At 50.7% G+C, this 26948-nt stretch carries 24 protein-coding genes; 12 read left to right on the top strand and 12 right to left on the bottom strand.

Going from position 1 to position 26948, the window contains the following annotated elements:
• Positions 1–53 precede the first annotated feature (53 nt).
• The 7 genes from BOC67_RS09640 to BOC67_RS09670 form a co-directional block, all read right to left on the bottom strand.
• On the bottom strand, positions 54–1751 hold the full coding sequence (locus tag BOC67_RS09640; protein WP_291909818.1) for an ABC transporter ATP-binding protein: 1698 nt from the start codon (positions 1749–1751) through the stop codon (positions 54–56).
• 57 nt (positions 1752–1808) lie between these two features.
• On the bottom strand, positions 1809–2579 hold the full coding sequence (locus BOC67_RS09645; RefSeq protein WP_291909819.1) for an AMP nucleosidase: 771 nt from the start codon (positions 2577–2579) through the stop codon (positions 1809–1811).
• Positions 2580–2642: 63 nt separating this feature from the next.
• Positions 2643–3086, bottom strand: coding sequence for a type I restriction enzyme HsdR N-terminal domain-containing protein (locus tag BOC67_RS09650; protein WP_291909820.1), 444 nt, complete (start codon positions 3084–3086; stop codon positions 2643–2645).
• Positions 3087–3260: 174 nt separating this feature from the next.
• Positions 3261–4679 (bottom strand): Glu/Leu/Phe/Val dehydrogenase, encoded by a 1419-nt coding sequence (locus tag BOC67_RS09655; RefSeq protein ID WP_291909822.1) that lies wholly within the window; start codon positions 4677–4679, stop codon positions 3261–3263.
• Between the two features lie 32 nt (positions 4680–4711).
• Positions 4712–4951, bottom strand: a complete 240-nt coding sequence (locus BOC67_RS09660) for a CcmD family protein (RefSeq protein WP_291909823.1) — start codon at positions 4949–4951, stop codon at positions 4712–4714.
• Positions 4948–5709: a cytochrome c biogenesis protein CcsA gene (ccsA, locus tag BOC67_RS09665; protein ID WP_367115551.1), complete on the bottom strand. Its 762-nt coding sequence runs from the start codon at positions 5707–5709 to the stop codon at positions 4948–4950. The genes BOC67_RS09660 and ccsA overlap by 4 nt, the downstream gene beginning before the upstream one ends.
• A gap of 46 nt (positions 5710–5755) precedes the next feature.
• Positions 5756–6424: a heme exporter protein CcmB gene (locus tag BOC67_RS09670; RefSeq protein WP_291909826.1), complete on the bottom strand. Its 669-nt coding sequence runs from the start codon at positions 6422–6424 to the stop codon at positions 5756–5758.
• A gap of 90 nt (positions 6425–6514) precedes the next feature.
• Here BOC67_RS09670 and accC point away from each other — a divergent pair, with 90 nt between their 5' ends.
• Both accC and BOC67_RS09680 read left to right on the top strand, forming a co-directional pair.
• A complete protein-coding gene (gene accC / locus BOC67_RS09675; protein ID WP_291909828.1) occupies positions 6515–8005 on the top strand; it encodes an acetyl-CoA carboxylase biotin carboxylase subunit in 1491 nt (496 codons plus the stop codon).
• Positions 8006–8080: 75 nt separating this feature from the next.
• A complete protein-coding gene (locus tag BOC67_RS09680) occupies positions 8081–8563 on the top strand; it encodes a GtrA family protein (RefSeq protein WP_291909830.1) in 483 nt (160 codons plus the stop codon).
• 69 nt (positions 8564–8632) lie between these two features.
• On the opposite strand, the gene BOC67_RS09685 is transcribed toward BOC67_RS09680, so the two are convergent.
• The gene (locus tag BOC67_RS09685; RefSeq protein WP_291909831.1) at positions 8633–9202 is read right to left on the bottom strand and encodes a thymidine kinase; all 570 of its coding nucleotides are present in this window, start codon (positions 9200–9202) and stop codon (positions 8633–8635) included.
• Between the two features lie 87 nt (positions 9203–9289).
• Between BOC67_RS09685 and BOC67_RS09690 the strand changes: the two genes are divergently transcribed.
• A complete protein-coding gene (locus BOC67_RS09690) occupies positions 9290–10459 on the top strand; it encodes a hypothetical protein (RefSeq protein WP_291909832.1) in 1170 nt (389 codons plus the stop codon).
• Here the strand turns inward: BOC67_RS09690 and BOC67_RS09695 are convergent.
• Complete coding sequence (locus BOC67_RS09695; protein ID WP_291909834.1) at positions 10429–11688, bottom strand: glycosyltransferase N-terminal domain-containing protein; 1260 nt, start codon at positions 11686–11688, stop codon at positions 10429–10431. The two genes, BOC67_RS09690 and BOC67_RS09695, sit on opposite strands and share 31 nt — an antisense overlap.
• A 113-nt stretch (positions 11689–11801) precedes the next feature.
• Between BOC67_RS09695 and BOC67_RS09700 the strand changes: the two genes are divergently transcribed.
• The 6 genes from BOC67_RS09700 to rfbD are packed head-to-tail and all read left to right on the top strand — an operon-like array spanning position 11802 to position 17727.
• Positions 11802–12941, top strand: coding sequence for a DegT/DnrJ/EryC1/StrS aminotransferase family protein (locus BOC67_RS09700; protein ID WP_291909836.1), 1140 nt, complete (start codon positions 11802–11804; stop codon positions 12939–12941).
• A complete protein-coding gene (locus BOC67_RS09705) occupies positions 12938–14251 on the top strand; it encodes a UDP-glucose/GDP-mannose dehydrogenase family protein (RefSeq protein ID WP_291909837.1) in 1314 nt (437 codons plus the stop codon). Before BOC67_RS09700 ends, BOC67_RS09705 begins: the two co-directional genes overlap by 4 nt.
• A 12-nt stretch (positions 14252–14263) precedes the next feature.
• A complete protein-coding gene (locus BOC67_RS09710) occupies positions 14264–15208 on the top strand; it encodes a UDP-glucuronic acid decarboxylase family protein (protein ID WP_291909840.1) in 945 nt (314 codons plus the stop codon).
• A gap of 19 nt (positions 15209–15227) precedes the next feature.
• Entirely contained in the window at positions 15228–16283 is a 1056-nt protein-coding gene (rfbB, locus tag BOC67_RS09715; protein WP_291909841.1) for a dTDP-glucose 4,6-dehydratase, read from the top strand.
• Between the two features lie 8 nt (positions 16284–16291).
• Positions 16292–16852, top strand: coding sequence for a dTDP-4-dehydrorhamnose 3,5-epimerase (gene rfbC / locus BOC67_RS09720; protein WP_291909843.1), 561 nt, complete (start codon positions 16292–16294; stop codon positions 16850–16852).
• A gap of 8 nt (positions 16853–16860) precedes the next feature.
• Complete coding sequence (gene rfbD, locus BOC67_RS09725) at positions 16861–17727, top strand: dTDP-4-dehydrorhamnose reductase (protein ID WP_291909845.1); 867 nt, start codon at positions 16861–16863, stop codon at positions 17725–17727.
• 68 nt (positions 17728–17795) lie between these two features.
• Here rfbD and BOC67_RS09730 read toward each other — a convergent pair whose 3' ends face one another.
• Positions 17796–18821, bottom strand: coding sequence for a hypothetical protein (locus BOC67_RS09730; protein WP_291909847.1), 1026 nt, complete (start codon positions 18819–18821; stop codon positions 17796–17798).
• A 210-nt stretch (positions 18822–19031) separates the two neighbouring features.
• On the opposite strand from BOC67_RS09730, the gene tyrS reads away from it, so the two are divergent.
• Positions 19032–20315 carry a tyrosine--tRNA ligase gene (gene tyrS, locus BOC67_RS09735; RefSeq protein WP_291909848.1) on the top strand — a complete coding sequence of 428 codons (1284 nt, stop codon included), beginning with the start codon at positions 19032–19034 and terminating at the stop codon, positions 20313–20315.
• Between the two features lie 243 nt (positions 20316–20558).
• On the opposite strand, the gene BOC67_RS09740 is transcribed toward tyrS, so the two are convergent.
• Together BOC67_RS09740 and BOC67_RS09745 are read right to left on the bottom strand one after the other, a co-directional pair.
• Positions 20559–21836 (bottom strand): amidohydrolase family protein, encoded by a 1278-nt coding sequence (locus tag BOC67_RS09740; protein ID WP_291909849.1) that lies wholly within the window; start codon positions 21834–21836, stop codon positions 20559–20561.
• Between the two features lie 24 nt (positions 21837–21860).
• Positions 21861–24908 (bottom strand): amidohydrolase family protein, encoded by a 3048-nt coding sequence (locus BOC67_RS09745; RefSeq protein ID WP_291909851.1) that lies wholly within the window; start codon positions 24906–24908, stop codon positions 21861–21863.
• A gap of 198 nt (positions 24909–25106) precedes the next feature.
• On the opposite strand from BOC67_RS09745, the gene BOC67_RS09750 reads away from it, so the two are divergent.
• Both BOC67_RS09750 and BOC67_RS09755 read left to right on the top strand, forming a co-directional pair.
• Positions 25107–25532, top strand: coding sequence for a hypothetical protein (locus tag BOC67_RS09750; RefSeq protein WP_291909853.1), 426 nt, complete (start codon positions 25107–25109; stop codon positions 25530–25532).
• 60 nt (positions 25533–25592) lie between these two features.
• Positions 25593–26933, top strand: coding sequence for a glycerate kinase (locus BOC67_RS09755; RefSeq protein WP_291909855.1), 1341 nt, complete (start codon positions 25593–25595; stop codon positions 26931–26933).
• The last annotated feature ends 15 nt before the right edge of the window (positions 26934–26948 follow it).

Consider the following 26948-nt stretch of genomic DNA (forward strand, 5'->3'; position numbering starts at 1 on the left):
TATCCACATCGTCAAAAATTGGCCATTTTCATTATAAATCAAAGCATTTTATATTAGATTCCCTTGGGAATGGCTGCAATCAGTTGTTGGGTGTAGGCATCTTTTGGCTGTTGGTAGATCTGGTCCGCCTCCCCGCTTTCCACAATTTTTCCTTTACGCATGACCAGCATGTGGTCACTGATAAAGCGGACTACGGACAGGTCGTGAGAGATGAAGATACAGCTGAACCCGAATTCTTCCCGGAGGCTGATCAGCAGGTTCAGCACCTGCGCCTGGATGCTTACATCCAGGGCTGCTACCGATTCATCGCAGATAATAAAGGATGGATTTACGGCCAGCGCCCTTGCTATCACAATCCGCTGGCGTTGCCCGCCTGAAAACTCATGGGGGTAACGGTTGAAATGCTCCGGGAGCAGGCGTACCTTTTCCAGCAGCTCCAATACTTTCTCCCGGCGGGTTGCTGCGTTGCCGTACAGGCCGTGCACTTCCATTGGTTCCAATATGGCTTTTCCGATGGAAATCCGGGGATTCAGCGATGAATAAGGGTCCTGGAAGATCAGCTGCATGTCTTTACGCATGGCGCGCATGCCTTGTGCGGACAAACTTCTCAAATCCTGTCCTTTATAAACAATTGTACCGCTGGTTGGTTCTGTCAATCTCAATAAACTGCGGCCGAGGGTCGTTTTACCGCAACCGGACTCCCCTACCAGTCCCAGCGTTTCGCCGGTTTTCATCTCAAAGCTCACGTCGTCGACGGCTTTGCGCCATTCCAGCACCTTGCCGGTGATGGAGCGTTTTACGGGAAACCAGGTACTCAGGTGTTGTACCTGCAGGATGGGTTCGCGGGCGGCAAGCGTATTCCGGCGGGCGGTGATCATTTCATCGCTCATCTGCAGGGAGTCCACAAAGGATTTTACGGCTACCTGCTGCCCTTCGCCGGATTGCTCCATGAAGTCGCGAATGACGGGCAGCCTGACCAAACGCTTATCCAGCGGCGGCCTGCAGGCGAGCAGCCCTTTCGTATAGGCGTGCACGGGATTATGGAAGACCTGCGCTACCGGGCCTTCTTCTACGATATTACCTTTGTACATGACCATCACGCGGGAAGCGATTTCCGCTACCACGCCGAGGTCGTGCGTGATAAAGAGGACGCTCATCTCCATTTGCTGCTGCAGTTCCTTCAGCAGTTCGAGGATCGCTTTTTGAACGGTGACATCCAGCGCGGTGGTGGGCTCGTCCGCAATGAGGAGTTTGGGTTCGCAGGAGATGGCCATGGCGATCATGACGCGTTGTTTCTGGCCACCGGAGAGTTCGTGGGGAAAGCGTTTCATCATTCCTTCAGGATCCGGCAGTTTTACCTGCGCAAACAGCGCGATGGCGCGGGCTTTCGCTTCCGCTGCGGGGATTTGCTTATGCAGGCGGATCGCTTCTGTGACCTGGTCGCCGCAGGTCAGCAGGGGGTTGAGGGAAGTCATGGGCTCCTGGAAGATCATGGCAATTTCGTTGCCACGATATTGGCGCATGGCGTCAGGAGAGAGCCGCAGGAGATCAACGGGGGCTTCGTTTGCGTAATACAGTAACTGCCCGTTATCGATCCTGCCGGGCTCCTGCACCAACTGCATGAGGGAAAGCGCGGTTACGGACTTGCCGGAACCGGATTCGCCAACAACGCCGATCATTTCGCCTTTACCGATGGTAAAGCTGATGTTGTTGACAGCTGTAACACTGTTATTGCCTGAGCGGAAACTCACCCTCAGGTCTTTAATGGCAGCCCGCGGATATTGCATTCCGGGAAGATACAACAAATCTTAAAAGCGCAGGTGCTTCACGGTCTGGTGGCTGTCGATTAGTTTTTGGAGAGATTCAATACCAATCTTCAGGTGACGGTCCACGTATTTGCTGGTCACTTTTTTATCGCTTTCTTCCGTTTTCACCCCTTCCGGCACCATTGGCTGATCGGATACCAGCAGCAGGGCGCCGGTAGGTATTTTGTTGTAGAAGCCTACGGAGAAAATGGTGGCAGTTTCCATATCTACGGCCATGGCACGGATTTTTTCGAGGTAGTGTTTGAATTCGGCGTCATGTTCCCAGATACGGCGGTTGGTGCTGTAGCAGGTACCTGTCCAGTAGTCGTGGCCGGCGTCCCTGATGGTGGTGGAGATAGCTTTTTGCAGGGCGAATGCAGGCAGTGCGGGCACTTCAGGCGGGAAGTAGTCGTTAGAGGTACCTTCGCCGCGTATAGCCGCAATCGGTAGGATCAGATCGCCGATCTGGTTTTTCTTTTTCAGTCCGCCGCATTTTCCGAGGAACAGTACGGCTTTGGGGTCGATGGCGCTGAGCAGGTCCATGATGGTAGCGGCGCCGGGGCTTCCCATACCGAAGTTAATGATGGTAATTTCGCCGGCAGTGGCGCATTGCATGGGTTTACCGATGCCTACAACTTCAACGTTGTTCCATTCGGCAAACATGGTAAGGTAATTACTGAAGTTGGTGAGGAGGATGTGGGTTCCGAAGTTTTCTAACTTTTCACCAGTGTAACGGGGCAGCCAATTAGCTACAATTTCTTCTTTTGTCTTCATAGCTTTTTGACAAGCAAATGTAAGAAATTGTTTGCGGATTGAGAAATTTAAGCCCGGGCCGGCTTATTCATATGCCGGCATCTCCTGGAGGAAGCTCCACTGGCGGGCGGTATGATCGTAGGTACAACAGAAGGTATTGGTTCCGTTGGTGATCACGAGGTATTTGGCAGGTATGACCATGTTATAGCGTACAACCTGCTCAAGGGTTTGTTGACTGAGGGGGACGTTCATTTCTTTGCATTCAATCAGCATCCAGGGCGTCATCTGACGGTTATACAGGACGATGTCGAATCGTTTTTTGAGTTCGCCGAGGTAGATTTCCCTTTCGACGGCGGTAAGCGCCGGCGGGTAGTTTTTTATTTTAAAAAGGTATTGCAGGAAGTTTTGGCGCACCCATTCTTCCGGGGTCAGGGTGACATAGCGCTTCCTCAACCGATCGAAAATCAGTGTTTTATCTCCTTCCTTTATCACTTTGAAGTCCGGTTCCGGGAAATCTATTTTAATCAAGCTGTTGGGCGTTTGGTGCGAAGATACGGTTGTATCGGGAATGGGAGAAGGTTTGGTGAGGGAAGAATCCCGGTTTAGCCCCGGTGATGAAAAAAGCCTGCCCTTATACAATTTCGGGGGTAGCAAAAGGCGTTGCCACCTTCCGCTCCCCCCGAAAAAAGGTATAAAATAATATCAAGGGAAGATACCCAGTTGTTCGTAAGCGGCGCCTACTTTGTTGATAGCACAAACGTAAGCGGCTGTACGCATATCGTGTATCTGCGGGTTGCTGATCATAACATCGCGCACTTCGTGGAGGGCAGCGTGCATGGTTTCTTCCAGGCCGGAGTACACCAGGTCTACCTCGTCAGCGCCATGGGCGATGAATTTCCTTTCCTGCTCGGATACTTTTTTGCCGGTCAGGTCTTCGATGGTTTGGAGGATATGCATGTTCATATTCTCGTCGAAGCGTTTGCCGAGGCGGCCGTAGCGCACGTGGCTGAGGTTTTTCAGCCATTCGAAGTAGGAAACGGTCACACCGCCGGCATTCAGGAACATATCCGGCACAACGATTACGCCTTTTTTGTTCAGGATTTCGTCTGCTTCGGGCGTGAGCGGGCCGTTGGCGGCTTCGCCGATGATACGGGCCTTGATGTTGGGCGCGTTATGTTTGTCGATTACATTCTCCAGGGCGGCAGGGATAAGGATTTCGCAATCCAGTTCCAGACCGTCGGTATTTTTATTCAGGTTGGTGGAACCCGGGAAGTTGTTGATAGAGCCGGTTGCTTTTTTGTGTTTCAGCACTTCATCGGGGTTCAGGCCATTTTCATTGAAGATGGCGCCATCCCATTCGATGAGGCAGATCACTTTGGCGCCTGCTTCATGGAAGTATTTGGCAGCGTGGTAGCCTACGTTACCCATACCTTGTACGACTACACGTTTTCCTTCGATACCGGTAGTGAGGCCGAGTTTATCCATGTCTTCCTTGATGTTGCAGAGTTCACGGAGGCCGTAGAATACGCCGAGGCCGGTGGCTTCGGTACGACCGCGCACACCGCCCTGGGACACCGGTTTACCGGTAACGCAGCCATAGCCGTCAATCTCGCCGGGGCGAAGGCTCATGTAAGTGTCGAGTATCCAGCTCATTTCTCTTTCACCTGTACCGTAGTCAGGAGCGGGAACGTCTGTACCGGGGCCAATAAAGTTTTTCTTTACCAGCTCGGCAGTGTAACGGCGGGTGATCGCTTCCAGCTGGAATGGGGTGTAGTTGCGGGGATTAATTTTGATACCTCCTTTAGCGCCGCCAAATGGTACGTTTACGATCGCACATTTGTAGGTCATGAGGGAAGCCAGAGCCATCACTTCATCCTGGTTTACTTCGTCGCTGAAGCGGATACCGCCTTTACAAGGCAGTTTGTGATGGGAGTGCTGAACGCGGTACGCTTCGATTACCTGTACAGATTCGCCGATGCGTACGGGGAATTTGATCTGGTAAACGGCGTTACAAGCCTTGATCTGTTCCAGTATCCCTTTATCCCATTTGGTAAAGGCTGCTGCTTTGTCGAAGCTTCTTTCCACACTCTGGAAAAAACTGTAATGCTGATCTTGCGGCATAATATATCGTTTTGGTATAATGATTAGATTTCTTACAGATTTCTATCCCTATCTTCCAACTTTTTGATCTTTCTGTCCAGATTGATCAGAAATAGCACAATACCGATGAAGATGATCACCAAAATTCCTACTATCACATAGATTTTACCATTACTCCGGAACAATTCGTTGACCGGGCCCGTTTCTGTGTTCTGCTGCTGGGCATTCGCCAGGAATGAAAGGAGCAGTAACATGATAGTAAGTACGCGGGAGAATATTCTTCTATGGATCATTTAAAAATATTTTTTAGCTCAAGTTTCTTGTAACGTACTGCCAGGGTGTAAATCCATACACTCAAGAGGATCCAGCCAATTACGGCAGGATAGAACACCATTCTCATATGGTTGTCTGTATCTTCCTTGGAAAAGCCGGGCGTGGTGGCGCTGCCGGGATGGAGGGAATCCACCATTTTAGGGATGATATAGGTCAGTGGGATGAGAAGGGCGAAGGCAAAAATGTTGAATACGGCGGAGATACGGGCGCGTTTATCCATATCGTGGATAGAGAGGCGCAGTACCAGGTAAGCCATATAAATCAATAATGCGATGGCGGTGCACATCTGCTTGGGATCGCTGGTAAGGGTGCCTCCCCAGGTATAGGTAGCCCATAAGGAGCCGGTAGCAAAGCCCAGGATACCGAAGAGGGTCCCTACGCCGGCAGCAGTAGCGGCATATACATCCTTTTTCAGATCATAGCCCGAAAGGAAACGGAGAGAATTGATAACGGAGATTGTGAACATGGTGTACATGCACATCCACATTGGCACATGAAAAAACAGTCCACGGGATGATTGTCCGTTTGTTCCTATGATGGGTATTTCGATAGTGAACCCGGCGATAATTACGTAAATCAGAAGCAGTATCGCCAATGCTTTCCACCAATGTCTGGCCATTTTATTGCAGCTATATTCCGGGGCAAACCTACACGTTTTACTGTTAATCACAAAGATTTTAAGGGATTTTAAGTTTATCCAATATCCCTGAAAACTCATTAAACATCCTTATTATAAGTAAGGCATTTTTTTGCGATTTCACTAACTAGTCTTTCCACAAAAACGGGAAAAGTATGAGGGAAAGGGCGATGACGAGGAAGTCGAGCCCCCCCAGCAGCCAGAACATCCGTGGCAGGTCCGGCTGGAAAACCGTCAGAAAGGCCGAAACGGAGATATTGGACAGCAGCATGAGAATGGGCAGTATCAGCGGGAAACCCATAATTGCCATGAGGGCGGCGCTATGGTTTGCCTGCGCGGCGATAGCCGCCAGCATGGTAAACAGGAGGGATAAGCTAATGCCTCCCAGGAGCACCACGCCTACAAAGTAACCGGGATTGGTGATCGGGTTGCCCAGCAGCATGATGCTGGCGCCCAGGGCGATCAGGCTCATGACCACCATGAGTATTACATTATATACCAGCTTGGCGGCGATAAAGTAGCGGGGGTGTACGAGGGAATAAAAGTACAGGAGCCGGCCTTTGCTTTCCTGCATGAAGCTTTTGGCAACCGCATTCACGGCAACAAACAGCTGAACCACCCAGAAAAGGGCGTTCCAGAGTTTATCTTCCGGTTTGCCCATCATGAGGTTGATGACAAACACGGTGGATACTATATAGAGCAGCACGCCATAAAATGCGTATTGCTGGCGCATTTCCAGCAACAGGTCCTTTTTTACCAGCGTGAGCGTTTGTTGGATCGGATTATTTTTCTTCATGATTAGCCGCAAAGATAGTCAATGAGGGTCAAAACCTGCGGTTAGCTGGCAGCGATTCCTTATATTGCCATTTATATAAATTCCGAGCTGATGAAAAAAATCCTGGTAGCCAACAGAGGGGAGATAGCGTTACGAATCATGCGCTCTGCACATGAAATGGGAATCAAAACCGTTGCAGTATTTTCCGAGGCCGATCGTACCATGCCTTTTGTACAATATGCTGACGAAGCCGTTTGTATTGGTCCTGCGCCATCCAACCAGTCGTACCTGCTGGGCGATAAAATTATCGCCGTAGCGAAGGAACGGGGCGCGGATGCTATCCATCCCGGATACGGCTTCCTGAGTGAAAATGCCGTTTTTGCCCAAAAGGTAAATGATGCCGGCATTACTTTCATTGGCCCCTCTCCTGCTTCCATTGAGGTGATGGGCAGTAAGCTGGCCGCCAAACAGGCCGCCCAGCAGTTTGGCGTGCCGATGGTACCGGGTACCGAAACGCCGCTGCGGGATTTGGACGAAGCCCGGGAGGTGGTGAAGAAAACAGGCTTCCCCATCCTGATCAAAGCCAGCGCCGGCGGCGGTGGTAAAGGGATGCGGGTGGTGAATGCCCCGGAAGAACTGGAAGAACAGATTCGCCTGGCTAAAAGTGAAGCCATGAGCGCCTTTGGGGATGATGCCGTATTTATTGAGAAATACGTAGGCTCCCCCCGTCATATTGAAATACAGGTATTAGGGGATCAACATGGTAACTATGTTTATCTTTTTGAGCGGGAATGCTCCATCCAGCGCCGCCACCAGAAGCTGATTGAAGAGGCTCCCTCCTCCGTACTCACGCCGGCCATCAGGGCGGCCATGGGCAAATGCGCCGTGGATGTGGCCCGGGCCTGCAATTATTACGGCGCCGGCACGGTGGAATTCCTCGTGGACGAGCAGCTGAACTTCTACTTCCTTGAAATGAACACCCGCCTCCAGGTGGAACACCCGGTTACGGAGCTGATCACGGGCCTGGACCTGGTGAAAGAACAGATAAAAGTAGCCAGGGGCGAAGCGTTGATGTTTAACCAGGAAAGTTTGCATATCAACGGGCATGCCATTGAACTGCGCGTATGCGCAGAAGACCCGGCCAACAACTTCCTGCCTGATACCGGAAAGCTCGAAACCTACATACGCCCGCAGGGCTATGGCGTAAGGGTGGACGATGGTTATGAGCAGGGCATGGATATCCCTATCTTCTACGATCCTATGATTGCCAAGCTGATTGCCTGGGGCAGCACCCGCGAGGAAGCCCGGTTCCGCCTCCTGCGCACTATTGAGGAGTACCAGGTAAAAGGCATCCGCACTACCCTGCCGTTTGGCCACTGGGCATTACAGCATCCTGCCTTTATAGAAGGAAAGTTTGACACCAACTTTATCGGAAAATATTTTACCCCGCAAAGCTTGCTGAGTGAGGATCCCCGGGTCGACAAGCTGGCCGCCATCCTGGCTGCGCAGGTATGGCAGCAGGAACAATTAGCTTTACGCCAGGAAGCATTAACGGTAAACCAGGGTTCAAACGGGTGGAAAAAACGTAATACGTTAAGATAATTCAATATTTATGTTAAATAAGTTAAAGTGCTTCCATAAAAATGGGAAACGTTTAACTTTGCGGGACTTTTTAATATGATACGCAGACTCATACTCAACATTATTGACTTCTTCCATAAACCATTCAGTGGAATTATTCCCAAGCAGACGTTCCGCTACCTGGCTTGCGGGGGTGGCAATACCCTGCTGGATATTTTCCTGTATTTCATATGCTACAACTTCATCCTGGAAAAACAGGTGGTACATCTGCCATTTATTAACATCGGGGCGCATATTGCGGCTATGTTCATGTCCATGGCGGTTACCTTCCCTACCGGGTTCCTATTGAGCAAGTATGTGGTGTTCTCAGAATCTAACCTGCAGGGGCGTACGCAGTTATTCCGCTACTTTATGCTGGTGGGTGTGTGCGTGTTGCTGAACTATGCGCTGATGAAGCTGTTTGTAGAGCACCTGCACTTTTTCCCGACTGTGGCGAGGATCTGTACCACTGCGGTGGTAGTGATTTTCAGCTATCTTACGCAAAAGAAATTCACCTTCAAGGTGAAGCAAACTGCATAACTTTTCCGTTAAACATAAAAACGGGGATGGACCATATGGCCCATCCCCGTTTTGTTTGTAGGAATATCCTTATGGCACTTCGTAGTAGCAATGGCGGCAACGGGGCTCGTAGAGGTCTTTTTCCCCGAGCAGCAAGGTATCTTTGGTGGCAGACTTCCGGAAGGAGAAATTGGCGATTTGGCCGCATTTTACACAGATTGCATGCAGTTTGGTGATATACTCTCCTTTAGCCAACAGGGCGGGCATAGGGCCGAAAGGTTTGCCGCTGTAATCCATATCCAGGCCGGCCACGATAACGCGGATACCGCGCAGTGCCAGTTGATCGCATACATTGGGCAGCTCGGCATCAAAGAACTGTGCTTCATCAATGGCTACCACATCTACTTCCTGGGCGAGTAATAATATCTGCTGGGAATTTTCAATCGGGGTCGACATAATGGCATTCTCGTCGTGCGATACGATGTTTACCTCATCATAACGTGTATCCACAGCGGGTTTGAATATCTCCACTTTCAGGTTGGCAATACGCGCGCGTTTGAGTCGGCGGATCAGTTCTTCCGTTTTTCCGGAAAACATTGAGCCGCAAATAACTTCTATCCAGCCTCTGCGTCCTCCTGCAAGAGAAGGTTCAATAAACATAATGTACTATTTTGATTATTAATTAATTAAAATACCATAATTTTAGTGAAATAATTATCTATTATTCACCGTTTTAACAATTAAGGCATGGAAAAAATATATGCATTAATTGACAAGCTTCAGGAATTGAGGTACACCGGCGCCGACCTGCAAACCATCTCGTATTACACGCAGTTGTTGCAGGCAGAGGTATTGCATGCGCGCAACCGCCAGCATCAGCAAAACCAGCAAATGCAGGCGCAGTCTAACCAGGGGCAGATTGCCGTGATTTTGCCTGCGCGCCAGGAAACTTATGTGACCGTTCCTGAACCAGCGGTGCAAACTACAACATTACCGGCAAATAAACCGACGGATGTTGCGGGGGTTAAACCGGAGACTTGGGGACAGGGGGAAAAAGTGCGGGCGGAGGCGGCCGGAGTTGTGCAGCAGGCGGTAAACGTGCCGGAATCTGCGCCGGTACAGGAACAATTTATCCAACAACCTGCACAGGAACCGGTTAAACAACAACCCGTAAATTTACCGCCACCTACGCCGGTACAAGAACAACTTATCCAACAGCAGGTGCAACCTGCACAGGAACCGGTTATCCATCAACAGGGAAATATTCCGCAATCCGCGCCGGTACAGGAACAACTCATCCAACAACCAGCGCAACCTGCACAAGAACCGGTTAAACAACAACCGGTAAACATTCCGCAATCCGCGCCGGTACAGGAACAACTCATCCAACAGCCGGTGCAACCTGCACAGGAACCGGTTAAACAACAACCGGTAAATATACCGCAATCCGCGCCTGTACAGGAACAACTCATCCAACAACCAGCGCAACCTGTACAAGAACTGGTTATCCACCAACCCCCTGCCACCAAACAACCGCCTACCGAAAAGCCCAAGCCCTCCGTGGCTACGCTTTTCGACCACATTGAACCAAAAAACAACAACGGCCACACCACCCCTACATCCTTAAACGAACGCCTCGCCCAGCAACAGGTAGAACTGGGGCAAAAGCTGGGACAACAGCGCATTCACGATCTGAAAAGCGCTATCGGCATCAACGATAAATACCAGTTCATCTCCGAGTTGTTCCATAACGACTCCGACCTGTATGAACGTTCCATCAAAACCATCAATGAATTTCCCACCCTGCAGGATGCAGACCGCTGGATACAGCGCGAAATAAAAATTTTACAGGGCTGGCAGGACGATCATCCGCTGGTACAGCAATTTTACTCATTACTCAGGAAGCGCTTCTCCTGAATATAATCCAAAATTTTAGGGGTAGCTCCCCGGTTGGCCATCACGTAAGATTTACTGATGGCCGCTGTTTTTTTATACGCCGCCTCATCTGTCAGCAGCTGCTGTATCGTTTGCCCCAATTGTTCCTGATCCTTTATCACCAGCGCGCCGCCCGCGGCCACCAGCTCCACCGCCTCGAAGTATTTTTCATAAACAGGACCAATCACTACAGGCATGCCATAAACAGCCGGTTCCAGGATATTGTGAATACCGTCCTTCCCGAAGCCTCCGCCCACATATGCAATAGCAGCATATTTATACAGCGTGGTGAGCATACCTATATTATCTATAATCAGCACCTCCGCTTCCTGCCAGCTTTCTTTCAAAGCGGAATAGCGCACCGCCTCCGGAAAGTGCTGCAGGATAGACTGGATGTGCGCTTCATGGATCTCATGCGGGGCAATCACCAGCTTCAGGCCTTGTTGCTGCCGTGCATGCCACCAGCCGGCGAGGAGTTGTTCATCCGCGGGCCAGGTACTCCCTGCCACTAACAGCTGGCTGGTAGCGCCAAGCTTTTCGATGAGGGGCAGCGTCTGCCCATCCGTCAGCAATGCCGACACCCGGTCAAATCTCGTATCTCCGCTAACAGAAATATTTTTAAGCCCCAACTGCTGCAATAACATAAAGGAAGCCTGGTTTTGCAGGAACAGATGCGTAAAACCGGCCAGCAGCCTGCGAAACATGCCGCCATAAGGTTTAAAGAACACCTGGTCCGCCCGGAAGATGCCGGAAACCAGCAATACCGGTATTTTTCGTGTATGCAGCTCAGTTAGAAAGTGCATCCAGAATTCATACTTGATAAAAATAACCAGCCGGGGATGTACGATCTCCACGAACTGCCTGGCATTGGCGGCAGTATCCAGGGGCAGGTAACAGATATAGTCCGCGCCGGGATAGTTGCGGCGCACCTCATAACCCGAAGGGGAGAAAAAAGTTAACAAAATTTTATGGCCGGGGTAAGCAGCCCTGATAGCTTCCAGCACAGGCCGGCCCTGTTCAAACTCCCCCAGGGAAGCGGCATGTACCCATACCACTGCCGCCCGTTCCAGGTGTTGCTCCTTCAGCTGGCTGGCCCAGTGGCGGCGCCCATCGATCCATTTCCGGGCTTTCTGGTTGCCGGCAGCAGCGGCCATCCCCACTCCCGCCCGGTACAACCTTATAAATAAGTTATATATAATAGATGCTATCATGTTTTGCTTGCGTACTTTTACCCAAAAATTGGGGAGGTACAAAGATAGGCCCCTCCCAACGTCAATTTTTGTAAATTTGCACACTTTAAACAAAATAAAAATATACAGAGCATATGGTTCCTATTCAGATGGTCGATTTGAAACGCCAGTACAACAAGATTAAACCGCAGGTTGACGCAGCCATCCAGGAAGTTTTGGAGAGTTCTGCCTTTATCAATGGCGGAGCTGTACAGCAGTTTTCCCAGGAATTACAGCAATATTTAGGTGTAAAGCACGTGATACCCTGCGCCAACGGTACTGACGCGTTGCAAATTGCCATGATGGCATTAGGACTGGAACCGGGTGATGAAGTCATTACACCTTCTTTCACTTTTATTGCCACTGCAGAGGTGATTGCGCTGCTGCGCCTGAAGCCGGTGTTTGTGGACATTGACCCGAAAACCTATTGCCTCGATGTAGCGCAGATTGAAAAAGCCATCACTCCTAAAACCAAAGCCATTGTGCCGGTACACCTCTATGGCCAGGTGGCAGACATGGAGCCGCTCATGGAAGTGGCTAAAAAGCACAACCTGTATGTGATTGAAGATAATGCCCAGGCCATCGGCGCGGATTATACCTTTAAAGACGGCAGCAAGAAAAAAGCCGGCGCTATTGGTCATATCGGCTGTACCTCCTTCTTCCCTTCCAAGAATTTGGGTTGCTATGGAGATGGCGGCGCTATCTTCACCAATGATGACGCGATGGCGGCGCAGATCCGCATGGTGGCCAACCATGGCCAGTCCGCCCGCTACTACCACGATGTGGTAGGCGTTAACTCCCGCCTGGATACCATACAGGCCGCTGTTTTACGTATCAAATTACCTTTACTGGACGAATATATCAAGGCCCGCCGCGCAGTAGCGGACGCTTACGACGCCGCATTTGCCGACGTTCCGCAGATCATAACACCGTTCCGCGCAGCCAACAGCTACCACGTGTTTCACCAGTACACCTTACAGCTGGAAGGAGCCGACAGGCTCCAACTGCAGCAATACCTGGCCGAAAAGCAGGTGCCTGCGATGATTTACTATCCTGTTCCTGCACACCGCCAGAAAATGTTTGCTGAATTTGGCGGTGCAGCATTTGATTTACCGGTAACCGACGCACTCACCCACAAGGTGATTTCCTTGCCAATACACACTGAAATGGACGCTGATCAGCTTGATCACATTATTCAATCCGTCAAATCATTTCTAAATCAGAACCCTGCATGAAGATTACAGTAGTAGGTACTGGTTACGTTGGACTCGTAACCGGTACCTGTTTTGCAGAAACGGGAAACGATGTTACCTGTGTGGACATCGATGCCAACAAAGTACAGAAATTATCCTCCGGCCAGATCACCATTTATGAACCCGGCCTGGAAAAACTCTTCGAAAGGAACCTGAAGGAAGACCGCCTCCATTTCACTACCAGCCTGGAAGAAGGAATCAGGGATGCTGCGGTGATCTTTCTTGCTTTGCCAACCCCTCCCGGAGCTGATGGCGCAGCGGACCTCTCCTATGTGTTAGGCGTGGCTGATCAGCTGGGAAAACTCATTACCACCTATACCGTTATCGTAGACAAAAGTACCGTACCTGTAGGCACTGCCGAAAAGGTAGCCGCAGCGATTGCACGCAACACCAATGTTCCTTTCGACGTAGTTTCCAATCCTGAGTTTTTGAGAGAAGGCGTGGCGGTGGACGATTTCATGAAACCTGACCGGGTAATCATCGGTACGGAATCGGAAAAAGCCCGTAAGATAATGGGGGAACTTTTTGCCCCATTTGTACGCCAGGGTAACCCCGTGATCTACATGGACGAAAAGTCCGCTGAACTCACCAAGTACGCGGCCAATTCCTTCCTGGCCACTAAAATCTCGTTCATGAACGAGATCGCTATCCTCTGTGAAAAACTGGGAGCGGATGTGGATATGGTGCGCCGCGGTATCGGCAGCGATGACCGTATAGGCAAGCGTTTCCTCTTCCCGGGCATCGGTTATGGCGGCAGCTGCTTCCCTAAAGATGTTCAGGCACTGGTGAAATCCTCCGAGGAAGCCAATTACGATTTTAAGATACTGAATGCCGTGATGGACGTGAATGAAGCGCAGAAGCTGTTCCTGATCCCAAAGATCAAAGCGTATTTCGGTAATAACCTGAAAGGAAAGCATTTTGCCATGTGGGGACTCGCATTCAAACCCAATACAGACGACATCAGGGAAGCCCCGGCATTATATATGATAGATGCCCTCTTAGCAGAAGGCGCTACTGTGGCTGTGTTTGATCCGGAGGCGATGAGCAATGTGAAACAGGTGCTGGGTGATAAAATCAGTTATGGCGAACACCAGTACAACTGCCTGGAAAATGCCGATGCGCTGATCATTTGTACAGAGTGGAGCGTTTTCAGAACGCCTGACTTCAACAAGATTTCAGCCGCCTTAAAAAACAAAGCCATCTTTGATGGCCGAAACCTATTTGAAGTAAGCCGTATGAGTGAACTGGGTTATCATTACGAGAGCGTAGGCCGTACTCCTGTTGTTTCTTAACGCTTTTCTTATATGGAAAAAAAGAGAATCCTGATAGCCGGCGCTGCCGGCTTCCTGGGATCACATCTTTGTGATCGCTTTATTAAGGAAGGTTACCATGTTATTGGCATGGATAACCTTCTGACAGGAAATATCAGCAACATTGAACATTTGTTCCCCTTACCTGATTTCGAGTATTACCATCACGACGTGACCAAGTTTGTGCACGTTCCCGGTAAACTCGATTACATCCTGCACTTTGCATCCCCCGCAAGCCCCATCGATTACCTGAAAATGCCGATTCAGACATTGAAGGTAGGATCCCTGGGGACGCACAACTTACTCGGACTGGCAAAAGAGAAAAAAGCCAGGATACTGGTAGCCTCTACTTCCGAAGTCTATGGGGACCCCACTGTACATCCGCAGCCGGAAGAATACTGGGGTAATGTAAATCCCGTAGGCCCCCGCGGCGTATATGATGAAGCCAAGCGCTTCCTCGAGTCCATCACCATGGCCTATCACAATTTCCACGGTGTGGAAACGCGGATCGTACGCATCTTCAATACCTACGGCCCCCGCATGCGCCTCAACGATGGCCGCGCCCTGCCGGCATTTATGAGCCAGGCGCTGAACGGCGAGGACCTCACCGTATTCGGTGACGGCAGCCAGACCCGCTCCTTCTGCTACGTGGAAGACCTGATTGAAGGCATTTACCGGCTGTTGTTATCCGACTACCACCTGCCGGTAAACATAGGCAACCCGGAAGAGATCACCCTGAACCAGTTTGCGGAAGAAGTAATCCGCTTAACAGGCTCTAAACAAAAAATAGTTTATCTTCCGCTGCCAAAAGACGATCCCAAGCAACGCCAGCCTGATATTACCAAGGCCCGCACGCTCCTGTCCTGGTCGCCTAAGATAGGCAGGGAAGAAGGCTTACGGATCACTTATGAATATTTCAAAAAAGCATTATCAAAATAAAACCGATATTTTAATTCCCATGAAGCGGAAACTTTTAATTACCGGTGGCGCCGGATTTATTGGCTCCCATGTAGTAAGATTATTTGTAAATAAATACCCTGACTACCAGATCGTGAATCTCGACGCGCTCACCTATGCCGGTAATCTGGAAAACCTGAAGGATGTAAAAGACAAGCCGAATTATATCTTCGAGAAAGGCGATATTATGGACGAGGCTTTGGTGGATGCACTCTTTCAGCGTTATGCTTTTGATGGGGTTATACACCTGGCGGCGGAAAGCCATGTAGACAGGTCTATCATGGATCCGTTAGCGTTTATCAAAACCAACGTACTGGGTACCGCGGTATTGCTGAACACTGCCCGCAAATACTGGAAAGGCAATGAGGAAGGTAAACTGTTCTACCATGTGTCTACCGACGAGGTGTACGGCACACTGGGCGAAGAGGGGTTATTCACAGAGGAAACGCCGTATGATCCGCGCTCTCCCTATTCCGCATCCAAAGCCAGCTCCGATCATTTCGTGATGGCTTACTATCACACCTACCACCTGCCTGCTATTATTTCCAATTGTTCCAATAACTACGGTTCCCATCACTTCCCCGAGAAGCTGATCCCGCTGGCTATTCACAATATCAAAAATAACAAGCCCGTGCCTGTATATGGCAAAGGTGAAAACGTGCGCGACTGGCTGTTTGTAGAGGATCACGCCCGCGCGATCGATACCATCTTCCATCACGGCCGCCTTGGGGAAACCTATAACATTGGCGGGTTCAATGAGTGGAAAAATATAGACCTGATCCAACTGCTCTGCAAAGTGATGGATAAAAAGCTCGGACGGCCTGAAGGTACCAGCGCGCAGCTGATCACCTTCGTAAAAGACCGTGCCGGTCATGACCTGCGCTATGCCATCGATGCAACCAAACTGAATAAGGAACTGGGCTGGGAACCATCCCTGCAGTTTGAGGAAGGCCTGGAAAAAACGGTTGACTGGTACCTGCAAAACGAAGAATGGCTGGATCATGTGACCAGCGGAGCTTATCAACAATATTACAGTGAGCAATACCAGAAAAGATAATTGATACTATGCCTTTTATTGAAACACATATACCGGACCTGCTGGTATTTGAACCGGTAGTACACGGCGATCATCGCGGTTACTTTTTTGAAAGCTACAATGCGAATACCTTCAGCGCCGCAGGTATCCATTACAAGTTTGTACAGGATAACCAGGCCCGCAGTACCTATGGCGTATTGCGCGGACTCCACTACCAGCTGGCGCCTTATGCCCAAACCAAACTGGTAAGGGTGCTGGAAGGCCGCATCATCGATGTGGCGGTAGATATCCGTACCGGCTCTCCTACTTACGGACAGTCATTCGCCATTGAACTGAGCGCCGAAAATAAAAAGCAATTACTCGTGCCGCAAGGCTTCGCCCATGGCTATGCCGTTATCAGCGAAACGGCAGAAGTCATGTACAAATGCGATAACTTCTATCACAAAGCAAGTGAAGGAGGAATTATTTTCAACGATCCTGCGTTGAAGATCGACTGGGGCATTGACCTGAAAGACGCCATCGTATCTGAAAAGGACCTGGTGCTGCCAAAGCTGGCCGATATTTCACATAATTTTACTTACAACCGATAATACGCTTCATGAAAAACATTCTTATTACCGGAGGTAATGGCCAGTTAGGACAGGCTATCAGGAAGATTGCAGGCGAGTTTCCGGACTTCAACCTGGTTTATACGGACTACGACACCCTAAGCATCACAGATGCCGCAGCGCTAAATAGCTACTTCAGCGAAAACACGCCGGACGCCTGTATTAACTGCGCCGCCTATACGGCCGTAGATAAAGCGGAAAGCGATGAGGACACCGCCTTTGTACTGAACTTCCAGGGGCCGCTGGCACTGGCGGAAGCCTGCCTGCAACACAACGCTACCCTGGTGCATATTTCTACCGACTATGTATTCAACGGTAATGGTTGCGTACCTTATAAGGAAACAGACGATACTGATCCGCAAAGCGTTTACGGCAGCTCCAAAATGCGCGGAGAGGCCGCCGTGCTGGATGTAAATCAACATAACATCGTGGTGCGCACCTCCTGGTTATACTCCGAATTTGGCGTCAACTTCGCCAAACGCATGAAGGAGCTGATGCAGGAACGCCCGGAACTGAATGTGGTATTTGACCAGGCCGGCACGCCTACCTACGCGGTAGACCTGGCAAGGGTATTACTCCAAATCCTCCAATACCGCTTTCAACAGCCGGATGCTGCCATCGGCGGGGTTTATCATTACAGCAACGAAGGCGTCACCAGCTGGTACGATTTCGCCGTGGCCATTAAAGAGCTCACCGGCGCTACCACCCGCGTGCTGCCTATCACATCGGATAAATATCCTACACCGGCCAAACGCCCATCCTACAGCGTTATGAACAAGGAGAAGATCAAAGCCACCTTCGGCATTGAAATCCCTTACTGGCGGGAGAGCCTGGCGGAATGCCTGAAATTTATTTAATAGTAATACAGTGATAAAAAAAGCTCGCACTTCAGCTGAAGTGCGAGCTTTTTTGTATGGAGAAACTACTACTTCTTAATATATTCAGCAGTCCAGTCGCCGTCAACAATGATCAGTTTACCATTTTCAATTTTGGCGCTTACTGACATCACTTCAATATCTTGCGGATAAGAAGATTCCAGGTCTTCTTCGATAGAAATCAGTTGTTTGGTAGTTGGATGATAGTACCAGGATAGGTTACCACCGCCAATATCTTCGATTAACTCGTAATTGCGGCTGTCGCACGCTACATTGTAGGTGATGAGCGATTTGGAAGAGTCGCTGTAATAGGAAGCGCCACTGCCATTAGCATTCAGCTGTATATATTCGTCGTTATTCTTATAGATGTGCGTAATGAGATTGAATGCGTTTGCTGTTCCGGGAGCGGCATACTGTAATTTATTTTCCACGCATACAAAGCTGGAATAGCTGGTATCCGGAGTGCCTCTTACCACCCATGGCCCGGTACCTTCCTGGGTTCTGGACAGCGTCCATTTACCGGCAAATGCCTGGGAAGTTGATTCAGCAGCGGTGTTATAAAGACTTACAGAGAGGGTAACAGTGTTACTCACCTTTCCGGCAGCGTCATAAACAGCTACTTTCAGTTTAATATCCCCCGTTTTTACATCAGCAGGCACTTTGATGATCAGGCAGGAATCGGCAGCATTACCGCTTCTTGCAAAACCGTGATCACGCTTACCGGCTTTACGCGCGTTCCTTGGCTTGGTGAAATCTACGCTGAAATAGGAATCAGCGCCATCGATCTTTGCATACACACCCTTTGCAGTACCTGCTTCCAGGAACAGCGGCACGATGATGTAACGGCCGGCAACGCCCGCATATTTTTCATTCGCCATATCAGCCGCCAGAACAGGGGCATCAGCACCGGAAGCCGCAGGCACATCGCCTTTTACAATAGTTCCATGGAAGGCAACAGATGCGGCAGTTAATTCAGAGGCAGAATAAGCTTTGGTTTCAATTCCCTTATCCTTGTCTTTGGAGCATGCCAGAAACAGCATGGTGGCGGCAAAGCCGAAAAGCATTAGTTTTTTCATAGGTTTTTTTACTCCTTCTTTGTTAGTACATGACTTTATATGATGTAAAATTATAATTTCAAAAAAGATTACTCTACTTTTCTTTGAACAAGAAAAGATTACATATATATTAAATCAATAAAAAAAATAGTGGAAATACGCATTTCGATTTAATACAAAACCATTCCTATTAATTCAGTAGGTTTGCAAAATTGACAAATTTAAAGACTCATGAATCTGATAGAAGAACTGCGCTGGCGTGGCATGCTACAGGATATGATGCCGGGCACTGAAGAGCAACTGCAAAAGGAAATGACCACTGCTTATATCGGCTTTGACCCCACTGCAGAATCATTGCACATCGGCAGCCTGGTCCCTATCCTGCTGCTGGTACACCTGCAAAAGGCAGGGCATAAACCCCTGGCGCTGGTAGGCGGAGCCACCGGAATGGTGGGCGACCCTTCGTTCAAAGCAGAAGAAAGAAGAATGCTGGACCTGGAAACACTGGCTAAAAACGTAGCCGGCATCAAAGCCCAGCTGGAACGCTTCCTCGATTTTGATCCTGCCAAACCTAATGCAGCGGAAATGGTCAACAACTTTGACTGGTTCCAAAACATCACCTTCCTGGATTTTATCCGCGATACCGGTAAACATATTACCGTGAACTACATGATGGCTAAAGACTCCGTGAAAAAGAGACTGGAAGGCGATAGCGGAATGTCGTTCACTGAATTCACCTATCAGCTCATACAGGGGTACGACTTCTACCACCTGTACACCGCTAAAAACTGTAAGCTGCAAATGGGTGGCTCCGATCAATGGGGCAATATCGTAACCGGCACTGAACTCATTCGCCGCAAAGCCGGCGGGGAAGCCTTTGCATTTACCTGCCCGCTCATCAAAAAAGCAGACGGCACTAAATTCGGTAAAACGGAATCCGGTACCGTATGGCTGGATAGCCGCCGTACCTCTCCCTACACCTTCTACCAGTTCTGGCTCAACACCAGCGACGTAGATGCTGAAAGCTATATCAAAATATTCACCTTCCTTACCCAGCCGGAAGTAGAGGCCCTCATCGCGCAGCACCGCGAAGCGCCTGAAAAACGCCTGCTGCAAAAACGCCTGGCACAGGAAGTAACCGTATTTATCCACGGCGAAGCAGCCTACGATTTTGCCGTACAGGCATCTGAAATGCTGTTCAGAAACGATACTGCGGAACTGCTGCTCTCCCTCACCGAAGAGCAACTGCTCGACGTTATGTCAGGCGTACCCCAGGTGGAAGTGGCCAAAGCCGAGCTGGAAGCCGGAAAAGACATTGTATCCCTCCTGGCGGACACCGGCATCTTCCCCAGCAAAGGAGAAGCCCGTAAAATGGTACAAGGCGGCGGCGTAAGTATGAACAAAACAAAAGTCGAAGGCATTGACAAAGTGGTTAATACCGAAGCCCTGCTGCGGGATAAATACATACTTATTCAAAAAGGAAAGAAAAACTATTATCTGCTGAAAGCGATATAAATAATAAGCGCTTAAAAATAATAAGCGAAACAAATAATACCCGATATAAATAATAAGCGATATAAATAACAAGCGCTTATAAATAATACCGATATAAATAATAACCGCTTATAAATAATACTCGATATAAAAAAAAGAGAGCGCCATTAGCGCTCTCTTTTTTATCCATACGCCCCTGCATTTTAAATCTCTCCTGCAAGCTGCGCTTATATAAAATCATACTTCCACCCTACGCAAACACACTTATTTCAACCCATACTTCTTCCTGTACCTCTCATACAATTGCTTCTGCTTATTATCCAGGTTAATCTCACGCCCCTGTATAAACGCCTTCGTAATCACACTGCTCTTCATATCCAGCATATCCCCCGTACTCACGGCAATATTGGCATCCTTGCCGGTTTCCAGCGTACCAGTTACCTGGTCAATGCCCAGGATCTTTGCGGCATTCAGCGTCACCGCTGATAACGCCTCTTCCTTTGTGAGCCCGTAAGTAGCAGCCGTACCGGCTTCAAAGCCAAGGTTGCGCTGCTGCCAGAAGCCCTCGTTGCTAAGGCAAAACAGCACGCCTGCCTTTTGCAGGATGGCCGCCGTTTTATACGGCTGGTCCACATCATCGTCCTGCATGAGCGGTAAGCTATGGGGCTGCGTGAGGATCACCGCTATGTTATTGGCTTTCAGCAGGTCGGTCACCCGCCAGGAGTCCGCCCCGCCAACAATTACCACATCCACATTAAATTCCTTCGCAAAGTCAATAGCAATCAGCATTTCCTTTTCCAGCTCCGCATGAATAAAGAGCTTCTGCTCCCTGTTAAACAGCCGGCGCATAGCCTCGTATTTCAGGTTGGTTGCGGCATGCTTAGGCTCCGCCAGGTACGCTTTCGCCTCCCTGAAAAAGTTGCGCACATTTTCCACCTGCGCCAGCGCATTCTTCAGCGGATCGTTGGTAGCATTTCCTACGGATACGAGGCGCGGTAAAAATAAATGCAGCGCGTTATCCGTCTTGTAAGCGGCATCTTCCCAGTTCCAGGCATCCAGCTGCACCACGGAAGAAGTACCGCTGATAATCCCGCCGGCAGGCGTCACGCTGGCCAGCAGGATACCGTTTGACCGCAGCGTGTTGATGACTTTGGAATCGGTGTTATACGCAATCAGCGACCTCACGGAAGGGTTGATCTCTCCCACCTCCCGCTCATCTTTGGTGGCGCGCACGCTCTCAAATTCCACGAGGCCCAGGTTGGATTCCGGGGCAATCACCCCGGGGTACACATGTTGCCCTTTCAGGTCATACACGGTGGCATTGGCCGCCGCGCTTACATTACTGCCTACGGCAATGATCTTTCCTTTGTCGAACCCGATGGTTCCGTTGCTGATCACCTGCCCGTTACCCACATGGATGGTAGCGTTGGTCAGGTACACCGGCTTTTGCTGCGCCGGCGCCGGCAACACGGTCTCCTGCGCCTGTGCGGTATGCAGCAACAAGGCCAGGGCAGCGGTATATACGAAATATTGTCTTTTCATTTTTTCTCGATTAATGTTAAACGGCTACTGGATTACTTCGTGCTGGTGGCCACCCTGCAGGTCCTCGCAATGGTAAATCTCCTCCGGACGGAAGGACGCTTTTTCCACCGGCGTGCCTTTTTTCTTTTCATTCAGCAGTTTGGCTGTCAGGCGGCTCCGCTCTGCGGCGATACGCTGGCGCAGCTGCAGGTCGTACTCGCGGTCAAACTCCACGATACCGTCCACGATGGTCTTCTCCGCTTTCGCATAGATGCTGAGCGGCTCGGCGCTCCACAGCACCAGGTCCGCATCCTTACCCACTTTAATACTACCCATACGGTTATCCACATGCAGCAGTTTGGCCGGGTTCAGGGTCACCATTTTCAGTGCCTCCTCTTCAGACATGCCGGTGTATTTGATGCTCTTGGCTGCTTCCTGGTTCAGGCGGCGCGCCATTTCAGCATCGTCGGAGTTGATGGCGGTTACCACGCCCACTTCGTGCATGATGCCGGCATTCTGCGGGATGGCATCCTGTACCTCCATCTTGTAAGCCCACCAGTCAGCAAAGGTGCCGGCGCCTGCGCCATGCGCTTTCATCTTATCCGCCACCTTATAACCTTCCAGTATATGCGTGAACGTATTAACCCGGAAATGGAAGGAATCGGCTACATGCATCAGCATATTGATTTCGCTCTGCACATAGGAGTGGCAGGTGATAAACCGTTTGCTGTGCAGGATTTCCACGAGCGCGTCCAGCTCCAGGTCGCGTCGCTTGCCGGGGCCCTGCTTTTCATAGTCACGGGCACGGGTAAACGCATCCATGTACACCTGTTCCACGCCCATACGGGTCTGCGGGAAGCGAACGGTATTCCTGTCGCCCCAGTTGGACTGCTTCACATTCTCACCCAGCGCGAACTTAATGAAACCGTCCGCCCCGGCCACTTTCAGCTCTTCGGCAGATTGCCCCCAGCGCAGCTTTATCAGCTGGCTCTGGCCGCCGATGGCATTGGCGCTGCCATGCAGCAGGTGCGATGCAGTGACGCCCCCGCTCAGCTGGCGGTAGATGTTCACATCTTCAGGATTGATCACATCGGCAATGCGCACTTCCGCAGTCACCGACTGGGAGGATTCGTTTACGCCTTTGGAAATAGCGATATGCGAGTGCTCATCGATAATACCTGCCGTGAGGTGTTTGCCTGTACCGTCGATCACGCGGGCGCTGCCGGCAGCAAGGTTTTTACCTACCTGGGCAATTTTCCCGCCTTTCACCAATACGTCGGTATTTTCAAGCTTACCCTCTTTTTCGTTGGTCCATACAGTGGCGTTGCGGATGAGGATGTCCTGCTGCTGCGGCAGTTTATCCCAGCCATAGCCGTTGAATGGATAAAGGAGCTGGCCAATTTCCAGCGCCGGTTTCTTTTTAACGGAATCGGATTTCTCCTGGAATGGCCTGGTGAGCATGGCCGTCCAGCGGAGGTTATTGCCCAGCGAATCCGCGCCGGTGCCCATCCATTTATCCTGGCCGATGACGCCACTAAGGCGGAGGCCATTGTTATTGCCTTTTGCCAGCGGCAGCACGAGGCTGACCAGCTTATCGGAAATATCAATCTTTCCGCTGAGGGTATCCTTCTGCAACAGGGCTACCTGCGGTTTATCGGCTGCGCCTTTTATCTCTATCGTATAGGCCTGCCCGTTACTCAGGCTAATATTGTACGTACCTCTCACATCCGCCCAGCCTTCGGCTTTCAGCTGGTACTTTTTCCCTTGCACCCAGTTTTGCAGCAGGACGGTATTTTCTTTAAACACCGGTCCGGAGGTAATGAGGAAATTAGCCAGCTTGCCCGGCTCCAGGCTGCCCACTTTATCATAGGCTTTTATAAGCGTGGCGGGCGTCCTGGTGAGGGCTTCCAGGGCTTTCTGTTCGGAGAGGCCGTATTCAATGGCTTTGCGAACGTTGGCGAGGAATTGCTTCACATCTTTCAACTCAGCCGCGGTGAGCGCAAAGGGAATATTGGCTTTTTCAAAAGCTGCCGGCTCCACAGGCGCCATTTCCCAGTGCTTCATATCTGCAAGCGCTACAAAACGTGCGTCTGTAGGATCTTCCATGTCGATGGCGGCAGGGAAGTTCAGCGGCAGGATGTAAGCTGCTTTGGTAGCGGCTATTTCCTGGATGCGCTGGTATTCGTTGCCGCCGCCCTTGATGATGAACTGTACGCCAAACTCGTCCCCGATCTTATCGGCGCGGATGGCGTCCCACTTATCGTTTACGGCAAATATCTGCGGCAGCTGCAGGTTGTCGTTCCAGGCTTGCAGACTCAGGTTCACGCCTTCTTTGGCGGGGCGGGATTTATACCACTGCCCGTCCAGGAACGTTTGCCGCAGCAGGGCTACAGTGCCCATCAGGGAGTTGGGATAGTTTTGCGTGGAAGTACCTTTATCGAAAGAATAAGCGGATGCCGCTTTTTCCCGTATGATCACATTATTTTCCCGGTCGTCCGCCAGGGTAACGAGGGTGGCAGTACCCCGGGCAATGCCGTCCTGCTGGTGCGTCAGCACGGTACCGAAGCCCGCGCCCCGCAGGGATGCCGCTTTGGTAGCATCGGTGGCAAAAAGGCTCACCGCATTCACTTCGCTTTTGATAGCCTGGTTCCAGCCGTAGGCTCCCTTGGTGTTGGAGAGGAACTGCGGCGGCGCATTCCAGGAGCCGCCTCCTTTTTTAGGTTCGCCCAGGCCGTAGCTGCTGTAGATATCCACAAAGGAAGGGTAAATAAATTTCCCCTTGCAATCCACTACCACGGCATCTTTGGGGATGGCGGCGCCAGGTCCCAGGTCCACGATCTTACCATCCCTGATCACCAGCGTGGCGTCAGTGACGGTAGTTTGCGGGTCCTTTACGATGGTGGCGTGGGTGAAGGCATAACAGCCTTCCCTGGGTTCGGAAATGCCGTTGACAGGGAAGGTCGCCTGTGCGCCGGCATGCGTGCCGGCCAGGAGTAGCGCCGCCAGCAACAGCTGACTGCGCCGCCGCTTCAGGGCATAGGTTAATCCACGGGAGGGTAATGCCAACCCGCGTTTCTCAAAAGCTTTTTTCATGAAAACTGTATTTATACGATTTAGACTTTGGGGCTAAATTTAACAAATCATCCCAGCCGTTGCCAGTAATAAATCGATTTTTTGATAAATGGTAGCCGGGCGGAGTTTTAATAACCTGATAAACATTTTGGATTAACACGAAAAAGGGATAATTTAAATTACGAATAGCCGTTATGTTTGTTACAATGCTATCTGACTATGAAAAAGTTTACTGTATTTGCCATATTGTTGCTGAGTAGCTGTGCTATCAGCCTGGCGCCCGCAGCCGCACAACAGAAGGACAGTACGGCCAGCCGTGGCCGGTGGACGGCGGAAGGCAGGGCAGATAAAATGACGGACAAGATCAGCCGGGAACTGAAGCTTTCAAAAGCGCAGACCAAAGAAATTTACGCCATCAACCTCGATATTGAAAAGAAAAGCGAGCAGGTAAAGTTCACCAAACGGGATAACAGCAAGGCCTTGTCCGAAATGAACAAACTGAATAACGAGCGGAATCAGCGTTTTAAAACAGTGCTGACCGCCGCCCAATACAAGAAGTGGACGGACTGGACGCTCAATAAGCAGGACCACCTCGAAGCTAAGATTGAAAAGAAAAGATTGAAAAAAGAGGGGCAGCCGCACTAAGCCGCATTTCCATCTCCCCATATAATTATACAGCCACACCCGGAGCTAACCACTACCTTTGTGTGGCTGTTTTTATTTGCCATGAATCCATACGAGGACATACAGAAAATCTTTAACGCGGCCGTGGCTGCGGTACATCCGCAGCGGTTGCTGCCCCATGCCCTGTCCGCCACGTCGGGCAGCCTTACCTGTTGCGGAAAAACGTTTCCCCTTGCGCCGCACAGCCGGGTGATAGTGATCGGCGCTGGCAAAGCTGCGGCAGCTATGGGCGCGGCGGTGGAAAATATTTTGCTGCCGCATTTTCCTGTCAGCGGCGTGGTGGTGACCAAGTACGGGCATGCGTTGCCGTTACAACAGCTGGAACTGCTGGAGGCCGGCCATCCCGTGCCGGACGAAAACAGTGTGCTGGCCACGCAAAAAATCCTCTCCGCCGTGGAGGGCCTGCAGGAGGGCGACCTCGTGATACTCCTCCTCTCGGGCGGCGCTTCTGCCCTGCTGGCGGACGTTCCGGAGGGATGCACTTTACCGGACGTGCAACAACTGTTTCAATTGCTGCTGCATTCCGGCGCCGACATCGAGGAGATGAATACCGTGCGTAAGCACCTCTCGGCCGTAAAAGGCGGGCAGCTGGCAAAACGCATATATCCGGCAACGTTATGCACGCTGATCATCAGCGATGTGCCGGGCGATAAGCTGGAAGTGATCGGCTCAGGCCCCGCCGTGCCCGACCCCGGCACGTTTGCGCAGGCCATGTCCATCCTCGAACGCTATCATTTAACGACCAAAATTCCACTTTCGGTGTTTAGTCATTTAAAAAAAGGGGGGTTGGGGGAGAAATCAGAGACGCCTAAGCCAGGTGACCCGGTTTTTCAACGGGTGTACAATTCGCTCATCGGTTCGAACCGCATAGCCCTTAAGGCAGCAGCCCATCAGGCAAACGCCTTGGGCTATACCGTCGTTGTAAGGGAAGAACTCATAGTCGGAGAAGCAAAAGAGGCCGGAAAAAATTTAGCCAATACTGCATTACAATATGATAAGAAAGTGCCAGCCTGTTTGCTGCAGGGCGGGGAAACTACGGTCGCCATCCGGGGCAATGGTAAAGGCGGCCGTAACCAGGAGCTGGCACTCGCCGCGCTGAAAACCTTACAGGACGCGGGTTACAGCGGCAACCACCTCACCTTGCTCAGCGCCGGTACAGATGGTACGGACGGGCCCACCGATGCGGCAGGCGCCATCGCGGATGCCTACACGCTGCAGGAGGCCAACCGGCTACAACTCGACGCTGCGGCCTTTCTTGATAACAATGATGCCTGGAATTTTTTCAGGCAAACAAGCAGGTTGTTAATTACAGGCGCAACGCAAACCAATGTTATGGACATTCAGATCGTATTAATCACTTGAAAAACAGATGTTAAT

This window comes from Chitinophaga sp. CB10 (assembly GCA_001870995.2).
GTDB lineage: Bacteria > Bacteroidota > Bacteroidia > Chitinophagales > Chitinophagaceae > Chitinophaga.

Bases quoted from the DNA above. Each gene is read 5' to 3' on its own strand.
- rfbD (WP_291909845.1), top strand. From the start codon at position 16,861: ATGAAAAACATTCTTATTACCGGAGGTAATGGCCAGTTAGGACAGGCT.
- BOC67_RS09730 (WP_291909847.1), bottom strand. From the start codon at position 18,821: ATGAAAAAACTAATGCTTTTCGGCTTTGCCGCCACCATGCTGTTTCTG.
- BOC67_RS09645 (WP_291909819.1), bottom strand. From the start codon at position 2,579: ATGAAGACAAAAGAAGAAATTGTAGCTAATTGGCTGCCCCGTTACACT.
- BOC67_RS09745 (WP_291909851.1), bottom strand. From the start codon at position 24,908: ATGAAAAAAGCTTTTGAGAAACGCGGGTTGGCATTACCCTCCCGTGGA.
- BOC67_RS09690 (WP_291909832.1), top strand. From the start codon at position 9,290: ATGGAAAAAATATATGCATTAATTGACAAGCTTCAGGAATTGAGGTAC.
- BOC67_RS09680 (WP_291909830.1), top strand. From the start codon at position 8,081: ATGATACGCAGACTCATACTCAACATTATTGACTTCTTCCATAAACCA.
- BOC67_RS09740 (WP_291909849.1), bottom strand. From the start codon at position 21,836: ATGAAAAGACAATATTTCGTATATACCGCTGCCCTGGCCTTGTTGCTG.
- BOC67_RS09700 (WP_291909836.1), top strand. From the start codon at position 11,802: ATGGTTCCTATTCAGATGGTCGATTTGAAACGCCAGTACAACAAGATT.
- BOC67_RS09655 (WP_291909822.1), bottom strand. From the start codon at position 4,679: ATGCCGCAAGATCAGCATTACAGTTTTTTCCAGAGTGTGGAAAGAAGC.
- ccsA (WP_367115551.1), bottom strand. From the start codon at position 5,709: ATGAGTTTTCAGGGATATTGGATAAACTTAAAATCCCTTAAAATCTTT.
- tyrS (WP_291909848.1), top strand. From the start codon at position 19,032: ATGAATCTGATAGAAGAACTGCGCTGGCGTGGCATGCTACAGGATATG.
- BOC67_RS09685 (WP_291909831.1), bottom strand. From the start codon at position 9,202: ATGTTTATTGAACCTTCTCTTGCAGGAGGACGCAGAGGCTGGATAGAA.
- BOC67_RS09670 (WP_291909826.1), bottom strand. From the start codon at position 6,424: ATGAAGAAAAATAATCCGATCCAACAAACGCTCACGCTGGTAAAAAAG.
- rfbB (WP_291909841.1), top strand. From the start codon at position 15,228: ATGAAGCGGAAACTTTTAATTACCGGTGGCGCCGGATTTATTGGCTCC.
- accC (WP_291909828.1), top strand. From the start codon at position 6,515: ATGAAAAAAATCCTGGTAGCCAACAGAGGGGAGATAGCGTTACGAATC.
- BOC67_RS09710 (WP_291909840.1), top strand. From the start codon at position 14,264: ATGGAAAAAAAGAGAATCCTGATAGCCGGCGCTGCCGGCTTCCTGGGA.
- BOC67_RS09750 (WP_291909853.1), top strand. From the start codon at position 25,107: ATGAAAAAGTTTACTGTATTTGCCATATTGTTGCTGAGTAGCTGTGCT.
- BOC67_RS09660 (WP_291909823.1), bottom strand. From the start codon at position 4,951: ATGATCCATAGAAGAATATTCTCCCGCGTACTTACTATCATGTTACTG.
- rfbC (WP_291909843.1), top strand. From the start codon at position 16,292: ATGCCTTTTATTGAAACACATATACCGGACCTGCTGGTATTTGAACCG.
- BOC67_RS09705 (WP_291909837.1), top strand. From the start codon at position 12,938: ATGAAGATTACAGTAGTAGGTACTGGTTACGTTGGACTCGTAACCGGT.
- BOC67_RS09695 (WP_291909834.1), bottom strand. From the start codon at position 11,688: ATGATAGCATCTATTATATATAACTTATTTATAAGGTTGTACCGGGCG.